This is a genomic window from Streptococcus suis S735 (genome assembly GCF_000294495.1).
Classification (GTDB): Bacteria; Bacillota; Bacilli; order Lactobacillales; family Streptococcaceae; genus Streptococcus; species Streptococcus suis.
In genome coordinates this window covers 1759001-1777880 of the sequence record NC_018526.1, presented here as the reverse complement: position 1 = coordinate 1777880, position 18880 = coordinate 1759001, and the positions used below count along the sequence as shown (strand labels likewise).

The following is an 18880-nucleotide window of genomic DNA, read 5'->3' as shown; positions in this document are numbered from 1 at the left end:
GTAGAATGAAAAGGATGGAGGGCTTTATGGCACTAAAAAAAGCAAGCCTAGCCTGTACTGTTTGTGGTTCTCGAAACTATTCAATCAGCCTTTCGAGCAATCCCAAGCCAACACGGTTAGAAGTAAATAAATTTTGTAAACACTGTGGACAATACACTGTTCACAAGGAAACCAGATAGGAGTCACGCATGAAATTTATCAAAGACATTATCCGCATTTTAAAAGATACGTCTTGGCCAACTCGTAAGCAGAGCTGGACGGATTTCGTGTCTGTAGTGGAATATACTGCCTTTTTCGTAGCGGTGGTTTACCTCTTTGACTTGATTTTGTCACGAGGAATCATGAGCTTGATCAATCTTTTCTAGAAAATACTTGCCATTTGTAAAATGGAAGTGATATAATAAGGAAAAGCGAAAGCCTTCGGGCTTTTTTTAGCGTCTAAAAATTCCGTGTTTCCAAAGAAAGGAAGTAACAATGTACGATAGTTTTGATAAAGGCTGGTTTGTTTTGCAGACCTACTCAGGATATGAAAATAAAGTGAAGGAAAACTTGCTCCAACGTGCCCATACTTATAACATGTTGGAAAACATCCTCCGTGTAGAAATTCCAACTCAGACTGTTCAGGTTGAAAAGAACGGTGAGGTCAAGGAAGTGGAAGAAAACCGTTTCCCTGGTTATGTTTTGGTTGAGATGGTTATGACCGATGAAGCTTGGTTTGTGGTTCGTAATACGCCAAATGTTACAGGTTTCGTGGGTTCACACGGTAACCGTTCAAAACCAACTCCACTTTTGGAAGAAGAAATTCGTCAAATCTTGGTGTCTATGGGACAAACCGTTCAAGAATTTGATATTGATGTCAAAGTTGGCGACACTGTTCGTATCATCGACGGTGCCTTCACAGACTACACAGGTAAAATTACAGAAATCGACAACAACAAGGTTAAAATGGTTATCTCTATGTTTGGTAATGATACCATTGCTGAAGTTAATTTAAGCCAGATTGCTGAGTTGTAATAAGTTGTTAAAGCGCAGGGAAGCCTGTGCTTTTTCTTGTTTTTGAGGGCTAATTCAAAAAAAACTTGCCAAAGATTTAAAAATTTTATAGAATTAGGTGTACCTAACTTATAAATTAATTAAACTTAAAAAACGGAGGTTTTATGAAACAGAAGTGGTCTCAGATTGAGAATAAACAACGCTTTAGTATCAAGAAGTTAAGTGTCGGTGTGGCATCGGTATCAATAGGATTTTTTATCACGGGTGTTCCGATGGTTCAAGCAGATACTAGTGGAGAAGGATTGGAGTCTACAGTTGCGGTCGCAACAGATATGGATAGTAGGCAAAATTCTGCGGTAGAGAAAAAAGAAGATGGACCATTATCAGATGATCCAGTTAAAACGGAGCAGGTGGATGAACCAGTTGCTGAAGAGGGAGTGGTCGAAGAAGTTGTAGATACAGAGGCGGGTGAAGAATCAGGTCTTCTCACAGATCAAGCTGCGACCGAGATAGAAACTACAGCTGGTAAGACAACAGATGAGTCAAAGGAAAAAGAAGACATTAGCGGAAAAGAAGCTAGTGCTCCTCAAACAATCCCGCAGGAATCACAGCTTGAGCCAGAAGAGGTGACAACAGGGCGCTATATTTTACAATTTTCCGAAGAGAACCGAAATCTTGTATTGGATAAATTAAAGAAAATTGATGGCGTTAAAATTGTTCATGAGTATAAGGAGGTTTTAACGGGAGCATCAGTAGAGGTAGGGAAAGAAAGTTTGTCTGATGTGAAGGCAATTACCGAATTAACCTCTTTAGAAGAGAGTCGCCGTATCCGACCGACTCTTCATACTGCTAAACAGCTGGTTGGTGCCTTAAAAGCAAGTTCTAAATATCAGACAGATGGTCGCGGAATGGTGATTGCAGTCATTGACTCCGGTTTGGATATTAAGCACAAAGACATGAGGTTGGATGATGGTGTCATTCCTAAAATTAAGGACATTACTCCATCTACGACAGGGACATACACATTGAAAGTTCCCCATGGCTATAATTATGTATCTGGCAACGATAATCTCTACGATGATACCCACGAACCACATGGTATGCACATAGCAGGAACTCTGGCTGGAAATGCAACAGACGAAGAAGTTGCGTCTAAAAAGGGAGTTGATGGGATTGCTCCCAACGCACAACTGCTAGTCTACAAGATTTTTTCAAATGACCCTAAAAATTATAAAGCTGAGACGGAGGATGCTGCTTATGCTGCTATTGAAGATGCTATCAAACACGGGGCAGATGTCATCAGCTTGAGTGTTGGTTATTATGATAGCGGGCTACCAGGGAATGCTTACTACACGATTGCTAAGAGGGCAGCAGAAAAGGGAATTATCATTACAGCGGCTATTGGTAATGCTGGTGCCTCCTCTTCAGACACCTCCTTTGACCTGCATACAAATAATGCCTTAGGAGCTGTGGATACGGCAACAACAGTTGGTGTAGCAGCGACTCCCGCAGTTATCGCGGTTGGTTCGGCGAGAAATACCCATCTTGTTCAACGAGAATTTATGCTGAATGGACAGTCTTTTGGTTACTATCCTATTGGCTATACAACGCTTACAGAGGGAAAATATGAATTTGTAGATGCTGGAAATGGTCATTGGGAAGAAGTGCAAGGGCTTGATTTGGCTGGTAAAGTAGCGGTTATCAAAAAAGATAAGTTTGACTTGAAAGATGCTGTTCGTAATTTGAAATTCAAGGATGTTGCTGGAATTATTGTGATAAATACTGATCAGGGATGGAACAAGGATTATTATAGGACCCATCAGTTGTTGGTAGATGATAAGACTTTGCTTTCCTACTCCTCTATCTGGGGAATTAGTCTTAGCGGGGAAGATGGAAGGCGATTATTAGAAGTTGCCAACCAATCGCAAGGCAACACTGGTTTGGTTCTTAAACCTACAATTGGAATGAAGAAGTTGATTGAAGTGCCGACTGTATCAGGCTTTTCTAGTTGGGGACCTACGGTCAACTTAGAATTGAAGCCAGAGATTGTGGCGCCGGGAGAGGATGTTTATGCAACCTTGAATGACAATCGTTATGGCTCCATGTCAGGGACTTCGATGGCTTCGCCAATTGTGGCGGGTGCCAGCGCACTTTTATTGCCACGGATTCGCCAAATGACACCACCAGAAGGCATGACTAGGATGGATTTGCTGAGAATCATTTTGATGAATACTGCTACCCCTTTGGTTGATGTTCTAGATTCATCTGGGCATGCTTTGGAAAATTCTCCGAGACAACAAGGTGCTGGTCTGTTGCAGATTGATAGAGCCTTTGAAACAGATGTGATTCTTCACCACCGTCTAAAAGGAGGGGTGGAATTAAAAGAAATAGGGCGTGAGACAGAATTTGAGGTAACCTTGGAAAATCTGGGAAACCAACAAAGAAGCTTTGCTATTTCAGCTGGGAAAGTGTTGACTAGTCAAGATGTTCCTGTTGATAGAATAGGACGTTCTGGAAAAGTAGTTAAAGAGATTCATGCGACAGAAATCAAGGGGTCGAGTATTCATCTTTCTGAGCAATCCATTCAACTAGGTCCAAAAGAGAAGAGAACCATTCGCCTGAAATTGGATGCAGGAGAAGCGAAAGACCAGTTTGCAGAAGGGTATATTTACTTCAAATCATTGACGGAGGGGCAGTCTGACATCAGCATACCTTATTTTGGCTTTGTTGGTGACTGGTCAAAAGAAAGGATTGTTGATGCACCGGCTTGGGAAACCAGTTCTAAATTGAAACTGACCTCAGTTTTATCTAGCTATAAACACAATAAGTCTGGGCGCTATATTGAACTTGGGCGTGAAAAGATTCAAGATAATCAATCGCCTCTCAATCCAGACAATATCGCAATTCAAAACCAGCATTCGGACAGTCAGATTGGGAATGCCTTTGTTCGATTTGCGCTATTGAGGGATATTACCAACTATGATTTGGATATTGTAAAAGAAGCTACAGAAGATGCTCCTGTTTTAAGGCGAATTGATACAGGAACCATGCTGTCTCGTGTTCGCTATGTAGATTATTTTGAAAGTCTATCGGAGTATTTCAAGCTTCGTACTCCGATAGAATTGCACCGTTGGGATGGGAAAGTGTACGATGCAAGCAATGATGAAAATATACCAGCACCGGAAGGACAATATTTCTTTAGATTGCGGGTAAAAAATAAAGAAAATGGGGCCTATCAGTATACCTATCTGCCAGTCAAAATTGATAATCAAAAGCCAGAGATTGTCGCGATTGATACCAATCGTCTATCCAGCCATAGAGAACTGGTCGTCACAGCCAAGGATAATAATAAAGTTTGGGAGGTTCGAGCTAATCTAAATGGAGAAGATCTTCTTGTTGAAAAGGTTGTAGATGATGCAGGTCAACTACATTACCATCTCAAAGAAGTGGAACTGCCACTCGATGCTAAAAATCATCTCCGTGTTGAGGTGATGGATATAGCGGGTAATGTGGTTGCTGTTGAAAAAGATTTGATGGCGCCTGTAATCCAGTTTAAAAATTTGGAAGATTTGATGGCAATTCGCAGTAAGAAAACTGTAGAAATTAAAGCGAACGTCTCAGCGCAAGTTTCCGATGTACAGGCTAACTTGGATGCTCAGGCTGTGAATTACTCTCTTGAGAATGGTCAACTATCTCTCCAGATTCCAGAGCAATCAGATGGACGTCATAGTTTTGAATTAATCTTGAAAGATAAGGATGGCAACCTTATTTACACTAAAACCTTGAATTATTTGGTAGATAATGAAAAGCCGACGATTGATCTTGATATTGAAAAAGATGAAGAGGATGAAGAGGTTATCCAGATTGGTAAAAATGGGCGTTTTACATTGAAAGGGAAAGTGAGTGATAATGTTAGTCTTCCTAAGGACATCAAACTTTACTATTCCAATCTAGACATTGGTAAGGGAGAGCTGAAAATCATAGATGTAAAAGAAGACGGCAGTTTTGAGCAAGACTTCTTTAAATCTGATTTTCCTAGAGCCATCATGTTAACTGCGGTAGATGAGAAGGGAAATAAATTAAAGGACCTTCGTATCAATACAAGTCCAGAGAGTCTGGATGAGGAGGAGGAAACAGAAGTTCCGATTACTGTCAATAACTGGCTGATTGACCCAATTCGTTTCAATAAAGAAAGTCTTGGTCGTGAGCTAGATAGCGGGTTGGTCGACTTCAAAAAGCAAGAAGATGGGACTTATCTATTTACATTTGAAATAGAAGCAGAAACCGAACAAGCTCATTCTGTGCGCATCAATGGTGGTGAAAAACGCTATTTTGAGGATGGGAAGTTGACCTATCCAGTTACTCTGATTGAAGAGGGAAATGTTGTGGATATAAGTGTGTACAATGAGGCAGATGAGTTGACTTACACGAAGAAATATCAGATGTTGGTTGATACAGAAAACCCTGTTTTACAGCTGGAAAATGAGGTGCTACCATTGGAAAGACAGGTAGTGGATAGTGAAGAAGATGAAGACGAGGAAAATCAGTATGCAGGAGTCCTCCTGGCAGATGCTGATGGGCACTTGACACTTACCGGAAGCGCCAAGGATAATGGAATTTATTGGTCCTTGAAGATCAACGAAGATTTTGTAGCTCGAGGAGGCTTCTGGAGGCAGTATGGAAATAATGAAAAAGCCTTTCGCTATGAGCTACATAGTCTGAAAGACGGGGATACAGTCAAACTTGATTTGAGTGACAGTTTTGGAAATGCTGTTGTGAAGAAATATAAGGTACGGTTAAATGACAAGGAAGTATCTGAGCAGGTTCCTGAAAAAGACCTTCATGTGGAGCGATCAGATAAGGATCAAACCCCTAGCATTCCTATTCTGAAATCGGAAGCGCATATACCAATGCCAAAAGAAGAGAATTCACTTGCTCCGCAAACAGGATCCACTGAAATCGCGCTGTTAACTGGCGATACAAGAGAAGATGGTGTGGAGCATTTGGGGAAACTTACAAAACATGAGGAGCCACTAGGAATTTCTGACGAGAGAATAGAAGTGTCCGTACCTCACAGAGAATTCTTTGAAAGAAGCGGAATAGGAGAGACAGGTGCATTAGCGGCGGATACTAGTGGGAAACTGCCTCAAACTGGGGATAGCCTGGGAAGTGTCTTTATAAGTACTTTGTTAGGTCTATTTGGTGGAGCTATGGCCCTCGGAAATTTGAAGCGAAAAGAATAAGTAAAAACCTAGGAAGATTCCTAGGTTTTTTAGAATATTAAAAGGCGGTAGACGGATTTGAACCGACGATCAAGCTTTTGCAGAGCCGTGCCTTACCACTTGGCTATACCGCCATAACAAAGAATATTCTACCGAAAAAAAAGCTGAAAGTCAAGAAAAATCTAGTGACTGTTTGTGACTGATAACAAATCTATAAAACAGTTGCGAAAACATAGGAGAATACGACGAAAAAGATAGGAGTACTTTTTGAGTATTGATGGCTAGTACCACTCTCTTTGTTTGATAGAAAAAGAGTGGAGCAAAAAGAATTAAGAAACACTTTGGGTAAGTGAATTCATTTTTACTGCAAGGAATGTTAAGGGAACAGAATTACGATAATAGTGCACCTCTTTAAGAAAGATTTGGAGGTGATAGAGTTTATTTTTGCTAAATAAAGATTAAACCAAGAAGAATATTCCATCTAAAACGGTTGTTTTTATTTACAGTATATTGCAAAGATAACTCAGGTACTTGATTAGATTAACTGAAAAAATGTGGGAACATGATATAATAAATTGAGTAAGAGATTAAAAAATAGATAGGATGACAAGCAGTGTTTCTTACAAATTTTCATATAAAACATAGATGCTTTGTCGCTTAGATAGGAGAAAATCATGATTGTTTTAATAACAGGAGCATCTCACACTGGGAAGACTGTGCTAGCTCAAAAATTACTTGAAAAATATCACTATCCTTATTTATCAATAGACCATTTGAAAATGGGGTTAATTCGTAGCGGCAATACTAAACTTTCAGTCGAAGAAGATGATAAACTTACAGCATATCTATGGCCTATTGTTCGTGAAATGATTAAAACTGCTATAGAAAATGAGCAAAACCTTATTGTTGAAGGGATCTATATCCCTTTTGATTGGGCAAACGACTTTGCAACAGCCTACCTTGACCATATCAGATATTACTGTCTTGTGATGAGTGAAAACTATATTCAGAAACACTTTGGAAGCATAAAGAAACATGCACGCCTTATAGAAAATCGTATAGATGATGAATGGTGTACGATGGAAAGTGTTTTAGAAGAAAATACTCGATTTTTTAGAAGGGCGAAAAAATATGATGCAAACATCCTATGGATTGATGAGAGTTACGAGATAGAGATTGATTTATGATAGAGAGACATTGTATCACAGTTTATCTAAGGGATACAACTAAGAGGAAGTAACACCAGATAGGCGTTACTTCCTTTCTATTTCTAAGAAATAGAAAGTAAAATGGATGAAGTTAAAAATAATAAAAAAGTAGTAACATAAAGAGAGACATATCCCGATCTATGAGCTTGGCATAATCTAGAGATTTGTGTACTGAAATGCTTGATTTTCACCTAAAACTTTGGTATACTTACTAAGTTGTCTAAACAACAAATACTCATCCCGGACCAATTGTGGTCTTGTTGCCGAAAGGTTGGGCTGCAAGTCGAAGTTCGGGAGAGGAGAAAAAACAAAAGGAGAAATACTCATGGCAGTAATTTCAATGAAACAACTTCTTGAGGCTGGTGTACACTTCGGTCACCAAACTCGTCGCTGGAATCCTAAGATGGCTAAGTACATCTTCACAGAGCGTAACGGTATCCACGTTATCGACTTGCAACAAACTGTAAAATTGGCTGACCAAGCTTACGAATTCATCCGTGACGCTGCAGCAAACGACGCAGTTATCTTGTTCGTAGGTACTAAAAAACAAGCTGCTGAAGCTGTTAAAGACGAAGCTATCCGCGCTGGTCAATACTTCATCAACCACCGTTGGTTGGGTGGAACTCTTACAAACTGGGGTACAATCCAAAAACGTATCGCTCGTTTGAAAGAAATCAACCGTATGGAAGAAGATGGAACTTTCGAAGTGCTTCCTAAGAAAGAAGTAGCATTGTTGAACAAACAACGTGCTCGTCTTGAAAAATTCTTGGGCGGTATCGCTGACATGCCACGCATTCCAGATGTAATGTTCGTCGTTGATCCACACAAAGAGCAAATCGCTGTTAAAGAAGCTAAGAAATTGGGTATCCCAGTTGTAGCGATGGTTGACACAAACACAGATCCAGATGATATCGATGTTATCATCCCAGCTAACGATGACGCTATCCGCGCTGTTAAATTGATTACAGCTAAAATGGCTGACGCTATCATCGAAGGCAACCAAGGTGAAGACAGTGTAGCAGCAGTTGAAGCTGAATTGGCAGCTGAGCCAGCATCTACAGAATCAATCGAAGAATTGGTTGAAGTTGTAGAAGGAAAATAAGTAACGAAGGCGTTAAGAAAAGCGTTAGATATATCTAAATTCTAGCTTTTTAGTCCGAGTACATTCTACATTATTTATCAGACACAAAAACAATCCTAGAGGGGCAGGGCTGAGCCCGCTCCTCTATTTTATAAATACAAACAAGGAGAATAGACATGGCAGAAATTACAGCAGCTCTCGTTAAAGAATTGCGTGAAAAATCAGGTGCTGGCGTTATGGACGCGAAAAAAGCATTGGTTGAAACTGACGGTGATATCGAAAAAGCGATCGAATTGCTTCGCGAAAAAGGTATGGCTAAGGCAGCTAAGAAAGCTGACCGTGTAGCAGCTGAAGGTTTGACAGGTGTTTACGTTGATGGTAACGTAGCAGCAGTTGTTGAAGTGAACGCTGAAACAGACTTCGTTGCGAAAAATGCTCAATTCGTTGAATTGGTAAACACTACTGCTAAAGTAATTGCAGAAGGTAAACCAGCTGACAACGAAGCAGCTCTTAAATTGGCTATGCCTTCAGGTGAAACCCTTGAAGAAGCATACGTAAACGCAACTGCAACAATCGGTGAGAAAATCTCATTCCGTCGCTTTGCTTTGGTTGAAAAAACAGATGCTCAAGCATTTGGTGCTTACCAACATAACGGCGGCCGTATCGGTGTTATCTCAGTTGTTGATGGTGGTGACGAAACTCTTGCAAAACAAATCTCAATGCACATCGCTGCGATGAAACCAACTGTTCTTTCTTACACTGAATTGGATGAGCAATTCGTTAAAGATGAGTTGGCACAAATCAACCACAAGATCGAACAAGACAACGAAAGCCGTGCAATGGTTAACAAACCAGCATTGCCATTGTTGAAATACGGTTCAAAAGCTCAATTGACTGATGAAGTGATTGCAGCAGCTGAAGAAGCTATCAAAGCAGAATTAGCAGCAGAAGGCAAACCAGAAAAAATCTGGGATAAAATCATCCCAGGTAAAATGGATCGCTTCTTGCTTGACAACACTCAAGTTGACCAAGCTTACACACTTCTTGCACAAGTGTACATCATGGACGACAGCAAAACAGTTGAAGCTTACTTGAACTCAGTGAACGCTTCAGTTGTAGAATTTGCTCGTTTCGAAGTGGGTGAAGGTATCGAGAAAGCTTCAAACGACTTTGAAGCAGAAGTTGCAGCGACAATGGCAGCAGCTCTTGGTAAATAATTGCTAGTCTTCATTTTATCTTTCATTACTTCGTTAACTCGCCTTGCCGTACTTCAGTACAGCCTGCGGCTCGTTTCCTAGTACTAAAAGCAAACTGATAGACTATTCAAAATCACAAGAACTTCCGAAAGGGAGTTCTTTTTTGGCAAAATCGGTCTTAGGGCGGATGTCGGATATGCTTGATTCGGTTATACTATTATCAATCCTAAATATTTTTCATAATCTCCTTAAAAAGCACCGGCCTTGTGGTCGGTGCTTTTTGTTAGATTTCTAAAATGTAAGCATCCCAGCTAGGCTTGTTTGGTTGTCGGAATTGGTCAGCTAAATGCATGGCGATAGGATCGCAGTCATCAGCCTCAAAGCTAATTTGCTCATACTGTTCAAATAGTTGGCAAATAACTGCTTGGATGAAGGAACCAAAGCTTTGTTCATCTTTTCCGCATACGTAGGCAATTTCATCGGTATCTATGAAGGCACAATTTTCTGAGTCTGTATAAACCAGATCAGGTAAGCCTTTTTCAAATTCTTCTTGACTGGCAGTCCAAGGATTGATGTCTTGGTGGACTGTTTGATAGTGGTCAAAAATTTGCTGACAGACTATTTGATAAGGTGCGGTGCCTTTGAGGACTATGCTTAAGTTGGAAGTGCCTGTTTGACTGAGATAGTCTTGCTTGGTCACTTCGAACTCATAACATTTCCGCTTGCAGACAAAGCCAGCTGTGGTAAGGAAATGGATTCTTTCCTGCTCTGCAGAGGAGAGCATAACTTGAAGAGGTTTTCCGCCTAAGGAAGTCTGTAGGGACTGGAAGAGCTGCTTTGCTATTTTGCAATCGAAATCAACCAAATCTAGTCGCAGATAGATATTGGTCTGGTGGTAGGGATTTTGGTTGCTGTGAATCTTGCCGAGTGGTCTTCCTTGATAAGAGATGTGGAAGGTGTTGGCTTGGTAGGAAATGTCTAGCATTAGTCTTGAATAAAAGCCGCAATCTCATCTTCCGTCATGCTGGAATCGCAGCGGACTTGGACACCAGTAGATTTAGCGACCAGGAGGCCTGGAACAGTTGGGACTTGGTAGTGGTCGCGGAGGGCCTGGAGTTCAGGGCTGACTTGGCTGGAGTCAAGGAAGTGGATGGTCACTTGCTTGTCTTGGGCAACCTTGTGGAGTTTTGGTGCGAAGCGGTTGCAGTAAGGGCAGGTTGCACGGCCGATGAAGAGGACCGCTCCCTCATTGGCAGTTAGAAGGCTCTGTGCCTGCTCCACGTTTACGCTGGTAAAATCTTGGATGTAGTCTTGAAAGTTCATGGGGTTCTCCTTTTTTTTCCTTTATTATAGAAGAAAGCAGAGCAAATTTCAAAAATTGGCTACGTTTGTGTGGAAGTGAGGCTTTCGCTTTCAAAAAGTGGATAAAAATAGTATAATGGTCAAAGATAGTCAAAGAAAGAGGCGATAGTATGGCGATGAAAAATACGTCGGATTATATCGAAGAACATATCAAAGCGATTTTAGATCAGGTCAGTGTAGCCGAGTTGCGTCGGAGCGAGCTGGCCAGTCGATTTGAAGTGGTGCCCAGCCAGATTAACTATGTTATCAAAACTCGTTTTACAGCCAGTCGAGGTTATATTGTCGAGAGCAAGCGGGGGGGTGGTGGCTACATTCGCATTGGGCGGATTACCTTTTCGGACAAGCATGAGCTAGTCCATGATTTGCTGAAGAATATGGGTGATAGCCTGTCGGCAACTGTTTTTGCGGACATTCTGCAGTTGCTCTTTGACGAGCAGTTGATGACGGAACGTGAGGGCAATCTCTTGTTGGCTACTAGTACAGATGAGGTTTTAGGGAACGAGGCTAGTGAAATTCGGGCTCGGATGATGTACCAAATTTTACGTCGATTGGATAGGAAAGAGGAGTAGTTAGAATGAAGATTTCAAGAGGGTTACAGGGTGTCTATGAAGATGCTCAATTGATTGCACAGCGTTATAGTAGTGACTATTTGGAGACCTGGCACTTGTTGTTAGCCTTTGTCATCAATCCAGATACCGTTGCGGGAGCTATTTTAGCAGAATATCCTGCGGATGTATTGGACTATGAACGTGCAGTTTATATGGTGATGGGGCGGCGTTACCATGAAGAGTTAGAGAGCTTTTTCTTTCTTCCATCGTCCAAGCGGGTGAAGGAATTGCAGGTCTTTGCCGAGAAGATTGCGGAGATTGTCAAGAGTAAGGGGCTAGGAACGGAGCATATTTTCATGGGAATGCTCTTGGACAAGCGTTCGACTGCCTCACAAATTCTGGATCAGGTCGGTTTTCACTTTGAGGATTCGGATGATAAGGTTCGTTTTCTGGATTTGCGGAAAAATCTGGAAGCCAAGGCTGGCTTTACCAAGGAGCATCTGAAGGCTATCCGCACCATGACGAAAGGTGGCAAGCCCAAGCAGGCAACGGTTGGCAATATGATGGGCATGACCCAGTCACAAAGTGGTGGCTTGGAAGACTATACACGTGATTTGACGGCTTTGGCCCGCTCAGGTCAGTTGGAGCCAGTCATCGGACGGGATGAGGAAATTTCCCGTATGCTTCAGATTTTGTCGCGGAAAACCAAGAACAATCCTGTCTTGGTTGGAGATGCGGGTGTTGGGAAAACAGCTCTGGCACTGGGTCTAGCCCAGCGGATTGCTAATGGAGAGGTGCCAGCTAGTCTTGTCAATATGCGGATCTTGGAATTGGACTTGATGAATGTCATTGCGGGAACGCGTTTCCGTGGGGATTTTGAGGAGCGGATGAACAATATCATCAACGATATTGAAGAAGATGGTCGAGTGATTCTCTTCATTGATGAACTCCATACCATTATGGGATCGGGGTCAGGGATTGACTCGATCCTGGATGCTGCCAATATTTTGAAGCCTGCTCTGTCCCGTGGGACTTTGCGGACAGTTGGAGCAACGACTCAGGATGAATACCAGAAGCATATTGAAAAAGATGCTGCCTTAGTACGTCGATTTGCCAAGGTGACCATTGAGGAACCGAGTGTAGCAGACAGCGTAGCAATTTTGCAGGGGTTGAAGCCAGCCTATGAGGCTCACCACAAGGTGACCATTTCGGATCAGGCGGTGGTAACGGCGGTAGCCTATGCCAAACGCTATCTGACCAGTAAGAATTTGCCAGATTCGGCTATTGATTTGCTGGATGAAGCCAGTGCGACGGTTCAAAATCGTGCCAAGGGACAGGTAGAAGAAGGTGGATTGACCGCTTTAGACCAAGCCTTGATGGCTGGGAAATACAAGACGGTAACGCAGCTCTTGCTTAAGGCTCAAGAGGCGGAAAATCAGGCGACTAGCTATAGCTTGGAAGTCACAGAAGAAGACATTTTGGCAACCCTCAGTCGCTTGTCAGGTATTCCTGTCACCAAACTGAGTCAGACAGATGCCAAGAAGTACCTTAATCTTGAACAGGAATTGCACAAGCGTGTTATCGGGCAGGAAGAGGCGATTTCAGCTGTCAGCCGGGCAATTCGCCGCAACCAGTCAGGCATTCGCACTGGTCACAGACCGATTGGTTCCTTTATGTTCTTGGGGCCAACAGGTGTCGGTAAGACAGAATTGGCCAAGGCCTTGGCGGAGATCCTCTTTGATGACGAATCTGCCTTGATTCGTTTTGATATGAGTGAGTATATGGAGAAATTTGCGGCTAGTCGCCTCAACGGTGCTCCTCCAGGCTATGTTGGCTATGAAGAAGGGGGCGAGCTGACAGAAAAAGTTCGCAACAAGCCATACTCTGTCCTACTTTTTGATGAGGTGGAGAAAGCACATCCAGATATTTTCAATGTTCTTTTGCAGGTCTTGGATGACGGTGTCTTGACGGACAGAAAAGGTCGCAAGGTTGATTTCTCTAATACGGTCATCATTATGACGTCTAACTTAGGGGCAACCGCTTTACGTGATGATAAGACAGTTGGGTTTGGGGCTCTTGATTTGTCTAAGAGTCAGGAACACGTTGAAAAACGGATTTTTGAGGCGTTGAAGAAGGCCTATCGTCCTGAATTTATTAACCGGATTGATGAAAAAGTGGTCTTCCATAGCCTGACAGAAGCAGATATGCAGGATGTGGTCAAGGTCATGGTCAAACCATTGATTGCCGTGGCGGCCAGCAAGGGTATTACCCTCAAATTGCAGGCTTCTGCTCTTAAACTCTTGGCCAAAGAAGGCTACGATCCAGAAATGGGTGCCCGCCCACTTCGTCGCCTCCTCCAAACCAAGTTGGAAGATCCATTGGCAGAAATGCTCTTACGTGGAGAACTGCCAGCTGGTGTGACCTTAAAAGTAGGGGTCAAGGCCGAGCAGTTGAAGTTTGATAGTGTGAAAGCAGGTTAGACCTGCTTTTCTTTCGGCTTGCTATCTTTTTATAAAAAAATATAAAAAACTCTTGACTTTGGTTTGAGAAAAGAGTAGGATATAAAATATAAAAAACAATAAAAAGGTAGATTATGAAACAAGCAGTAGCAGTTATTTTTGGGACCTTTGCTCCCATGCACAAGGGTCATATTGACCTGATTCAACGAGCCAAGCGGGAATGCGATCGGGCGGTCGTCATCGTGTCGGGCTATAAAAATGACCGTGGTCATCAGATTGGTCTCGGTTTGCAGAAACGTTTCCGCTATATCCGCGAAACCTTCAACGACGAGCCTCTGGTATCCGTCTTTAAGCTAGACGAGGAGGGAATGCCCCCTTATCCAGAAGGTTGGGCACCTTGGTTAGAAGCCTTGCAGGCCTTGGTGGCGATTAAGGAGAACGAAGAGCTCGTCTTCTACGTTTCGGAGCAGGAATATGCCGAAGAGTTGCGTTCTCGTGGTTTCAAGGCTTCCTTTACAGAGCGAAATTTTGGCATTTCAGCCACTCTTATCCGCGAGCAGTCGGCTAAGTATTGGAATATGATTGCCAAGCCTTTCCGCCGTCATTTTTCTAAGAATATCTTGGTGGTTGGCTCTGCTTCAAATGGTAAAACCACGCTAGTGCGGGATTTGGGGCGTTATTATTCCTGTCCTGTTTCGCTGGAATATGCCCGCTACTACCAGCAACGTTACAATGTGCGTGATGATGAGTTGACAGGCAAGGACTACAACTATCTCTTGACGGGCCAGTATCGCCAGACCTCAGACCTGATTGACTCGGATACCAATCGTGGTCTGGTCATTGCGGACACCAACGCGACCGTGACGGAAGCCTACTACGACTACTACATCGGCGAAACTTCTAGTTCTTTCCACTCGCTCTGTGCTGATACGGTTAAGAATGAAAAATGGGACCTGATTATCTTTGTTCTACCGACAGGCTCTTATGTGGATGACGGTTTTCGGGATATGACAATGGCTGACGCAGAAATTCGCAATGCCTTTACCGAACATTTGAAAGAACTGGTTGCTAAAAATCACCCGCAGGCTTCGCTGGCCTTTATCGGTGGGTCTTATGCAGAAAATTATGCCAAGGCTATCGAGCTAATCGATGCTATCTATCAGGAATTTTAGGAGGACATTATGGAACAACTTACCAAATTCATCGACCGTTTTCAAGCTTCCTTGAAGCAGGTACCAGAAAACATGTCTGCTATCGCAAATAGAGCCAAAAAACTGGGAGTTATCGGAGTTCTGGACGCAATCATTGCGGGACTATTTTTCGGTCGTACCCTAGGTCAGTGGCTCTACTTGCTAGTTTTGTCTAGTGTGCCTGTTATCTTACATGTATGGTCTGCTAGTGAGGACTGGATGGGCTTGTTTACCTCGTGGACAGGGATTATCTGTGTTATCTTGGTAGCAGAAGGACGGTCAAGTAACTATTTCTTTGGCTTTATCAGTAACCTCATCTATTTTGTCTTATCTTACCAAAATATGTTCTATGGGGAAGTCATGACAGCGATTTTCTTCATTGTCATGCAGCCAGTTGGCTTGTATTTCTGGCTATCAGCCCGTGTCAATGGAGCAGCAGAAGAAGAGAAAACAGAATTTGAAGCCCGTAAGCTGACTCTCTGGGGCTGGGTTAAGTGGTTAGTCTTCGCTGTCTTGGTATGGGGAAGTTTTGGCTTGATTTACAAGTCAATTGGATCAGCTCGTCCCTTCCGTGACTCTATTACAGATGGCACCAACTGGACAGGACAATTCCTGCAAAGTTACCTCTACCGTGAGCAATGGATTTTCTGGATTGCAACCAATGTCTTCTCCATTTACTTGTGGTGGGTTGGTCCAGATAGTGGTAACCTGCAAATGTCGGTTATGTACTTCGTTTGGACTATCAACTCGCTTGTCGGCTGGTACCAATGGTCTAAGTCCATAAAAGAAGGGCAGGTGGCTCGAAATGGCTAGGCCTGCTGGTCTATCAGACAAGGAATACTACGAAAAATATGTGACAGAGGCAGAATTTTTAGACTGGTATAAAAAGCAGGACGCTCCGCGATTTGAAAAACCAAGCGTGACAGCTGATATGGTGGTCTATAGTTTTGTAGAGGGGAGAATCAAGCTCTTGCTGATTCGTCGTGCTGCCCACCCTTGTCAACACAAGCTGTCCTTGGTCGGTGGCTTTATTGCCAGAGGTGAGGATGCCTACCAGACCTGTCAGCGTGAGATAAAAAAAGAAGCGGGACTGGATTTGCCCCGCAATCATATCGAGCAACTCCTAACGGTTTCCGATTCTGAGCGGGATCCGCGGGGCTGGATGATGACTATTGCCCACTTGGTTTACCTGCCTAGTCAGGCCTTGGATTTGGTCAAACCAGGTCCAGATGGACGGGAGCCGATTGTTATCGATGTGGATTTCAAGACTTCGCAGTGTTCTTATGAGGGTCAGGTCTTGACGGCAGAGGATTTTGCCTTTGACCATTACGAGATTGTCATGACCTCTATCCAGCGGATTCAGGGACGGATGAAGTGGAATCCAACCTTTCTCAATCTCCTGCAGCAGCCCTTTAACATCTACGCTGCGACAGACTTGGTCAATCTTATCTCACCCGACAAAAAAATCCTCCACAATAATTTCCTAGCCAAGTATGGAGACTTTGTGGAAGAAGTTGGAGTGGAACGATTGCCCAAACGCAAACCCAGAAAGACCTATCGCTTAAAAGAAAGTTCATAAAAAGATAAAGAAACCTCCAGCTCAAACTGGAGGTTTTGATATAGTCGAATGAATTAGCTTTCAGACAAGGAACTGAGGTGCAGGCTGTACTAGAGTACGGCAAGCCGAAAGTGACGATGTATCAAAGTTAATTCATTCGACTATATTATTTAGCAATCCGTTCCTGATAGGCTTCTCGTGCTTGGTCAAAGAGTTCTTGGACCTGCTCGATAGTCTCTGCTCGGGCAACAGCACCACGGATTTTGGCAGCGCCTGCTGAACCACGGAGGTAGTGAGGGGCAAGACCACGGAATTCACGTACGGCAATGGACTCACCCTTAAGATTGGTCAATCGGGTCAGGTGGTCGAAGGCGACATTGAGTTTGTCGTCAAAGGAGAGGTCGGGTAGGACTTCTCCTGTTTCAAGATAGTGATTGATTTGGTTGAAGATGTATGGATTTCCCATAGCAGTCCGTCCGACCATGACAGCGTCGGCACCGACTTCCTCGATTCGCTGGCGGGCATCTTCTACATTGCGGATGTCGCCGTTTGCGATGAAGGGAATCTTGGTCAGGCTGCCAGCTACCTTGGTCAAGGTCTCTAGGTCAACTGTTCCTGTGTACATCTGCTCGCGGGTCCGTCCGTGCATGGCCAGGGCAGCTACACCGCCACTTTCTGCGGCCAGGGCATTTTCGACCGCCAGGTCGGTATTGTTCCAACCGGTCCGCATCTTAACGGTCAGGGGAATATCGAGGACCGAGGTTACTTCCTTGATGATGTGGTAGATCTTGTCGGGATCCTTGAGCCACTTGGCACCAGCTTCGTTTTTAATAACCTTGTTGACAGGGCAACCCATGTTGATATCTACGATATTAGCCTTGGTGTTCTTCTGGATGAAGTCGGCAGCCCGTTTCAGTCCTTCGGCGTCGCCGCCGAAAAGCTGGATAGACATAGGGTATTCGTTGTCGTCGATATGGAGCATGTGGAGGGTTTTCTCGTTGTTGTAGAGAAGGCCTTTTTCAGAAATCATTTCCATAACGACCAGTCCCGCTCCCATTTCCTTGGCAATGGTGCGGAAGGCCGAGTTGGTCACGCCGGCCATTGGGGCCAGCACGCAGCGATTGGGGATTTCCACATCACCAATCATGAAAGGGGTATTGAGATTAGCCATTGATGAGTTCCTCCAAATCGTTTTCGTCAAAGTGGTAATGGGTCTGGCAGAATTGACAGGTGATGTCCACGCCCTTGTCTTCTTCTTTCATCTCTTGCAGGTCCGCTTTTGGTAGGCTGGCTAGAGCATCGAGGAAGCGGTCTTTAGAGCAGTCGCAGACAAAGCCGATTTCCTCTTCTGACAGGCGTTTGAAGTCGTCGTCGCCATAAATGGCGGATAGCAGAGCTTCTATGTGGTTTTCAGAAGCCAGCAAGCTTGAAATGGCAGGCATTTCTTGGATGCGTTTCTCGAAACGGGCAATTTCAACCTCGGTCGCTCCAGGTAAAACTTGGAGCAAGAAGCCGCCAGCTACCTTGACCTTGTCTTCTTCGTCCAACAACACGTTCAGTCCCACCGCAGATGGTGTCTGTTGGCTGTCTGTCAGGAAATAAGCAAAGTCCTCACCGATTTCACCAGAAATCAAGGGTGTCATGGAGTTGTAAGGATGACCTGTTCCGTAGTCTGTGATAACCAGGAATTGTCCGTTCCCTACAAGGGGCCCAACGATGACTTCGCCAGTCGCTGTCCGTTTGTAGTCCAAGTCAGGATTTTGAATGTAGCCCTTGACCTGACCTTTGGTATTGGCAACGGAGATGATAGCCCCAACAGCACCGCTGGCCAAGATTTTCAGGGTGATTTTGGTGTCGCCTTTTTCATTGACAGCCAAAATCTGATTGGCAATGAGGGTGCGACCTAGAGCAACGGTGGACGACGCCATGGTGTCGTGTTTTTCTTGGGTTGTTTTCACGGTTTCTGTGCTATCTAGCACAAATGCACGGAAATGCCCACTTTTTGATAGTGTTTTAATAATTTTATCCATAACTTTAATTATAGCACAAGTGGAGGTGGAGCA

The 18880-nt window shown here is 43.6% G+C and carries 16 protein-coding genes and 1 tRNA gene; 12 read left to right on the top strand and 5 right to left on the bottom strand.

The window, feature by feature from the left end:
* Positions 1-26 precede the first annotated feature (26 nt).
* The 4 genes from rpmG (at position 27) to YYK_RS08745 (ending at position 6236) form a co-directional block, all read left to right on the top strand.
* The gene (gene rpmG / locus YYK_RS08760) at positions 27-179 is read left to right on the top strand and encodes a 50S ribosomal protein L33 (RefSeq protein WP_002940258.1); all 153 of its coding nucleotides are present in this window, start codon (positions 27-29) and stop codon (positions 177-179) included.
* A 9-nt stretch (positions 180-188) separates the two neighbouring features.
* Positions 189-365 (top strand): preprotein translocase subunit SecE, encoded by a 177-nt coding sequence (gene secE, locus YYK_RS08755; protein WP_002940255.1) that lies wholly within the window; start codon positions 189-191, stop codon positions 363-365.
* A 109-nt stretch (positions 366-474) separates the two neighbouring features.
* Positions 475-1014: a transcription termination/antitermination protein NusG gene (gene nusG / locus YYK_RS08750; protein ID WP_002940254.1), complete on the top strand. Its 540-nt coding sequence runs from the start codon at positions 475-477 to the stop codon at positions 1012-1014.
* A 143-nt stretch (positions 1015-1157) separates the two neighbouring features.
* Entirely contained in the window at positions 1158-6236 is a 5079-nt protein-coding gene (locus tag YYK_RS08745; RefSeq protein ID WP_014917320.1) for a S8 family serine peptidase, read from the top strand.
* 42 nt (positions 6237-6278) lie between these two features.
* Here YYK_RS08745 and YYK_RS08740 read toward each other — a convergent pair.
* Positions 6279-6349 (bottom strand) — tRNA-Cys (locus tag YYK_RS08740).
* Between the two features lie 540 nt (positions 6350-6889).
* On the opposite strand from YYK_RS08740, the gene YYK_RS08735 reads away from it, so the two are divergent.
* The 3 genes from YYK_RS08735 to tsf all read left to right on the top strand — a co-directional run bounded on the left by YYK_RS08735 (position 6890) and on the right by tsf (position 9721).
* Positions 6890-7402 carry a P-loop nucleotide/nucleoside kinase family protein gene (locus YYK_RS08735; protein ID WP_012775452.1) on the top strand — a complete coding sequence of 171 codons (513 nt, stop codon included), beginning with the start codon at positions 6890-6892 and terminating at the stop codon, positions 7400-7402.
* A gap of 346 nt (positions 7403-7748) precedes the next feature.
* Positions 7749-8525, top strand: coding sequence for a 30S ribosomal protein S2 (gene rpsB, locus YYK_RS08730; protein ID WP_012775356.1), 777 nt, complete (start codon positions 7749-7751; stop codon positions 8523-8525).
* Positions 8526-8680: 155 nt separating this feature from the next.
* The gene (gene tsf / locus YYK_RS08725; RefSeq protein WP_012775698.1) at positions 8681-9721 is read left to right on the top strand and encodes a translation elongation factor Ts; all 1041 of its coding nucleotides are present in this window, start codon (positions 8681-8683) and stop codon (positions 9719-9721) included.
* Between the two features lie 262 nt (positions 9722-9983).
* Here the strand turns inward: tsf and YYK_RS08720 are convergent, their stop codons facing one another.
* Both YYK_RS08720 and YYK_RS08715 read right to left on the bottom strand, forming a co-directional pair.
* The gene (locus YYK_RS08720) at positions 9984-10685 is read right to left on the bottom strand and encodes a hypothetical protein (RefSeq protein ID WP_012027861.1); all 702 of its coding nucleotides are present in this window, start codon (positions 10683-10685) and stop codon (positions 9984-9986) included.
* On the bottom strand, positions 10685-11023 hold the full coding sequence (locus YYK_RS08715; protein ID WP_012027860.1) for a DUF6568 family protein: 339 nt from the start codon (positions 11021-11023) through the stop codon (positions 10685-10687). Before YYK_RS08715 ends, YYK_RS08720 begins: the two co-directional genes overlap by 1 nt.
* A 149-nt stretch (positions 11024-11172) precedes the next feature.
* On the opposite strand from YYK_RS08715, the gene YYK_RS08710 reads away from it, so the two are divergent.
* The 5 genes from YYK_RS08710 to YYK_RS08690 all read left to right on the top strand — a co-directional run bounded on the left by YYK_RS08710 (position 11173) and on the right by YYK_RS08690 (position 16838).
* Entirely contained in the window at positions 11173-11631 is a 459-nt protein-coding gene (locus tag YYK_RS08710) for a CtsR family transcriptional regulator (protein WP_012027859.1), read from the top strand.
* A 5-nt stretch (positions 11632-11636) separates the two neighbouring features.
* Positions 11637-14090, top strand: a complete 2454-nt coding sequence (locus YYK_RS08705; protein ID WP_012027858.1) for an ATP-dependent Clp protease ATP-binding subunit — start codon at positions 11637-11639, stop codon at positions 14088-14090.
* A gap of 113 nt (positions 14091-14203) precedes the next feature.
* The gene (locus tag YYK_RS08700; protein WP_012028524.1) at positions 14204-15241 is read left to right on the top strand and encodes an AAA family ATPase; all 1038 of its coding nucleotides are present in this window, start codon (positions 14204-14206) and stop codon (positions 15239-15241) included.
* Positions 15242-15250: 9 nt separating this feature from the next.
* Entirely contained in the window at positions 15251-16072 is an 822-nt protein-coding gene (gene pnuC, locus YYK_RS08695; protein WP_012027855.1) for a nicotinamide riboside transporter PnuC, read from the top strand.
* Positions 16065-16838 (top strand): NUDIX domain-containing protein, encoded by a 774-nt coding sequence (locus YYK_RS08690; protein ID WP_012027854.1) that lies wholly within the window; start codon positions 16065-16067, stop codon positions 16836-16838. The genes pnuC and YYK_RS08690 overlap by 8 nt, the downstream gene beginning before the upstream one ends.
* Before the next feature lie 145 nt (positions 16839-16983).
* Here YYK_RS08690 and dusB read toward each other — a convergent pair whose 3' ends face one another.
* Both dusB and hslO read right to left on the bottom strand, forming a co-directional pair.
* A complete protein-coding gene (gene dusB / locus YYK_RS08685) occupies positions 16984-17988 on the bottom strand; it encodes a tRNA dihydrouridine synthase DusB (RefSeq protein WP_012775355.1) in 1005 nt (334 codons plus the stop codon).
* Complete coding sequence (gene hslO, locus YYK_RS08680) at positions 17981-18847, bottom strand: Hsp33 family molecular chaperone HslO (protein WP_014917319.1); 867 nt, start codon at positions 18845-18847, stop codon at positions 17981-17983. The genes dusB and hslO overlap by 8 nt, the downstream gene beginning before the upstream one ends.
* Between the last annotated feature and the right edge of the window lie 33 nt (positions 18848-18880).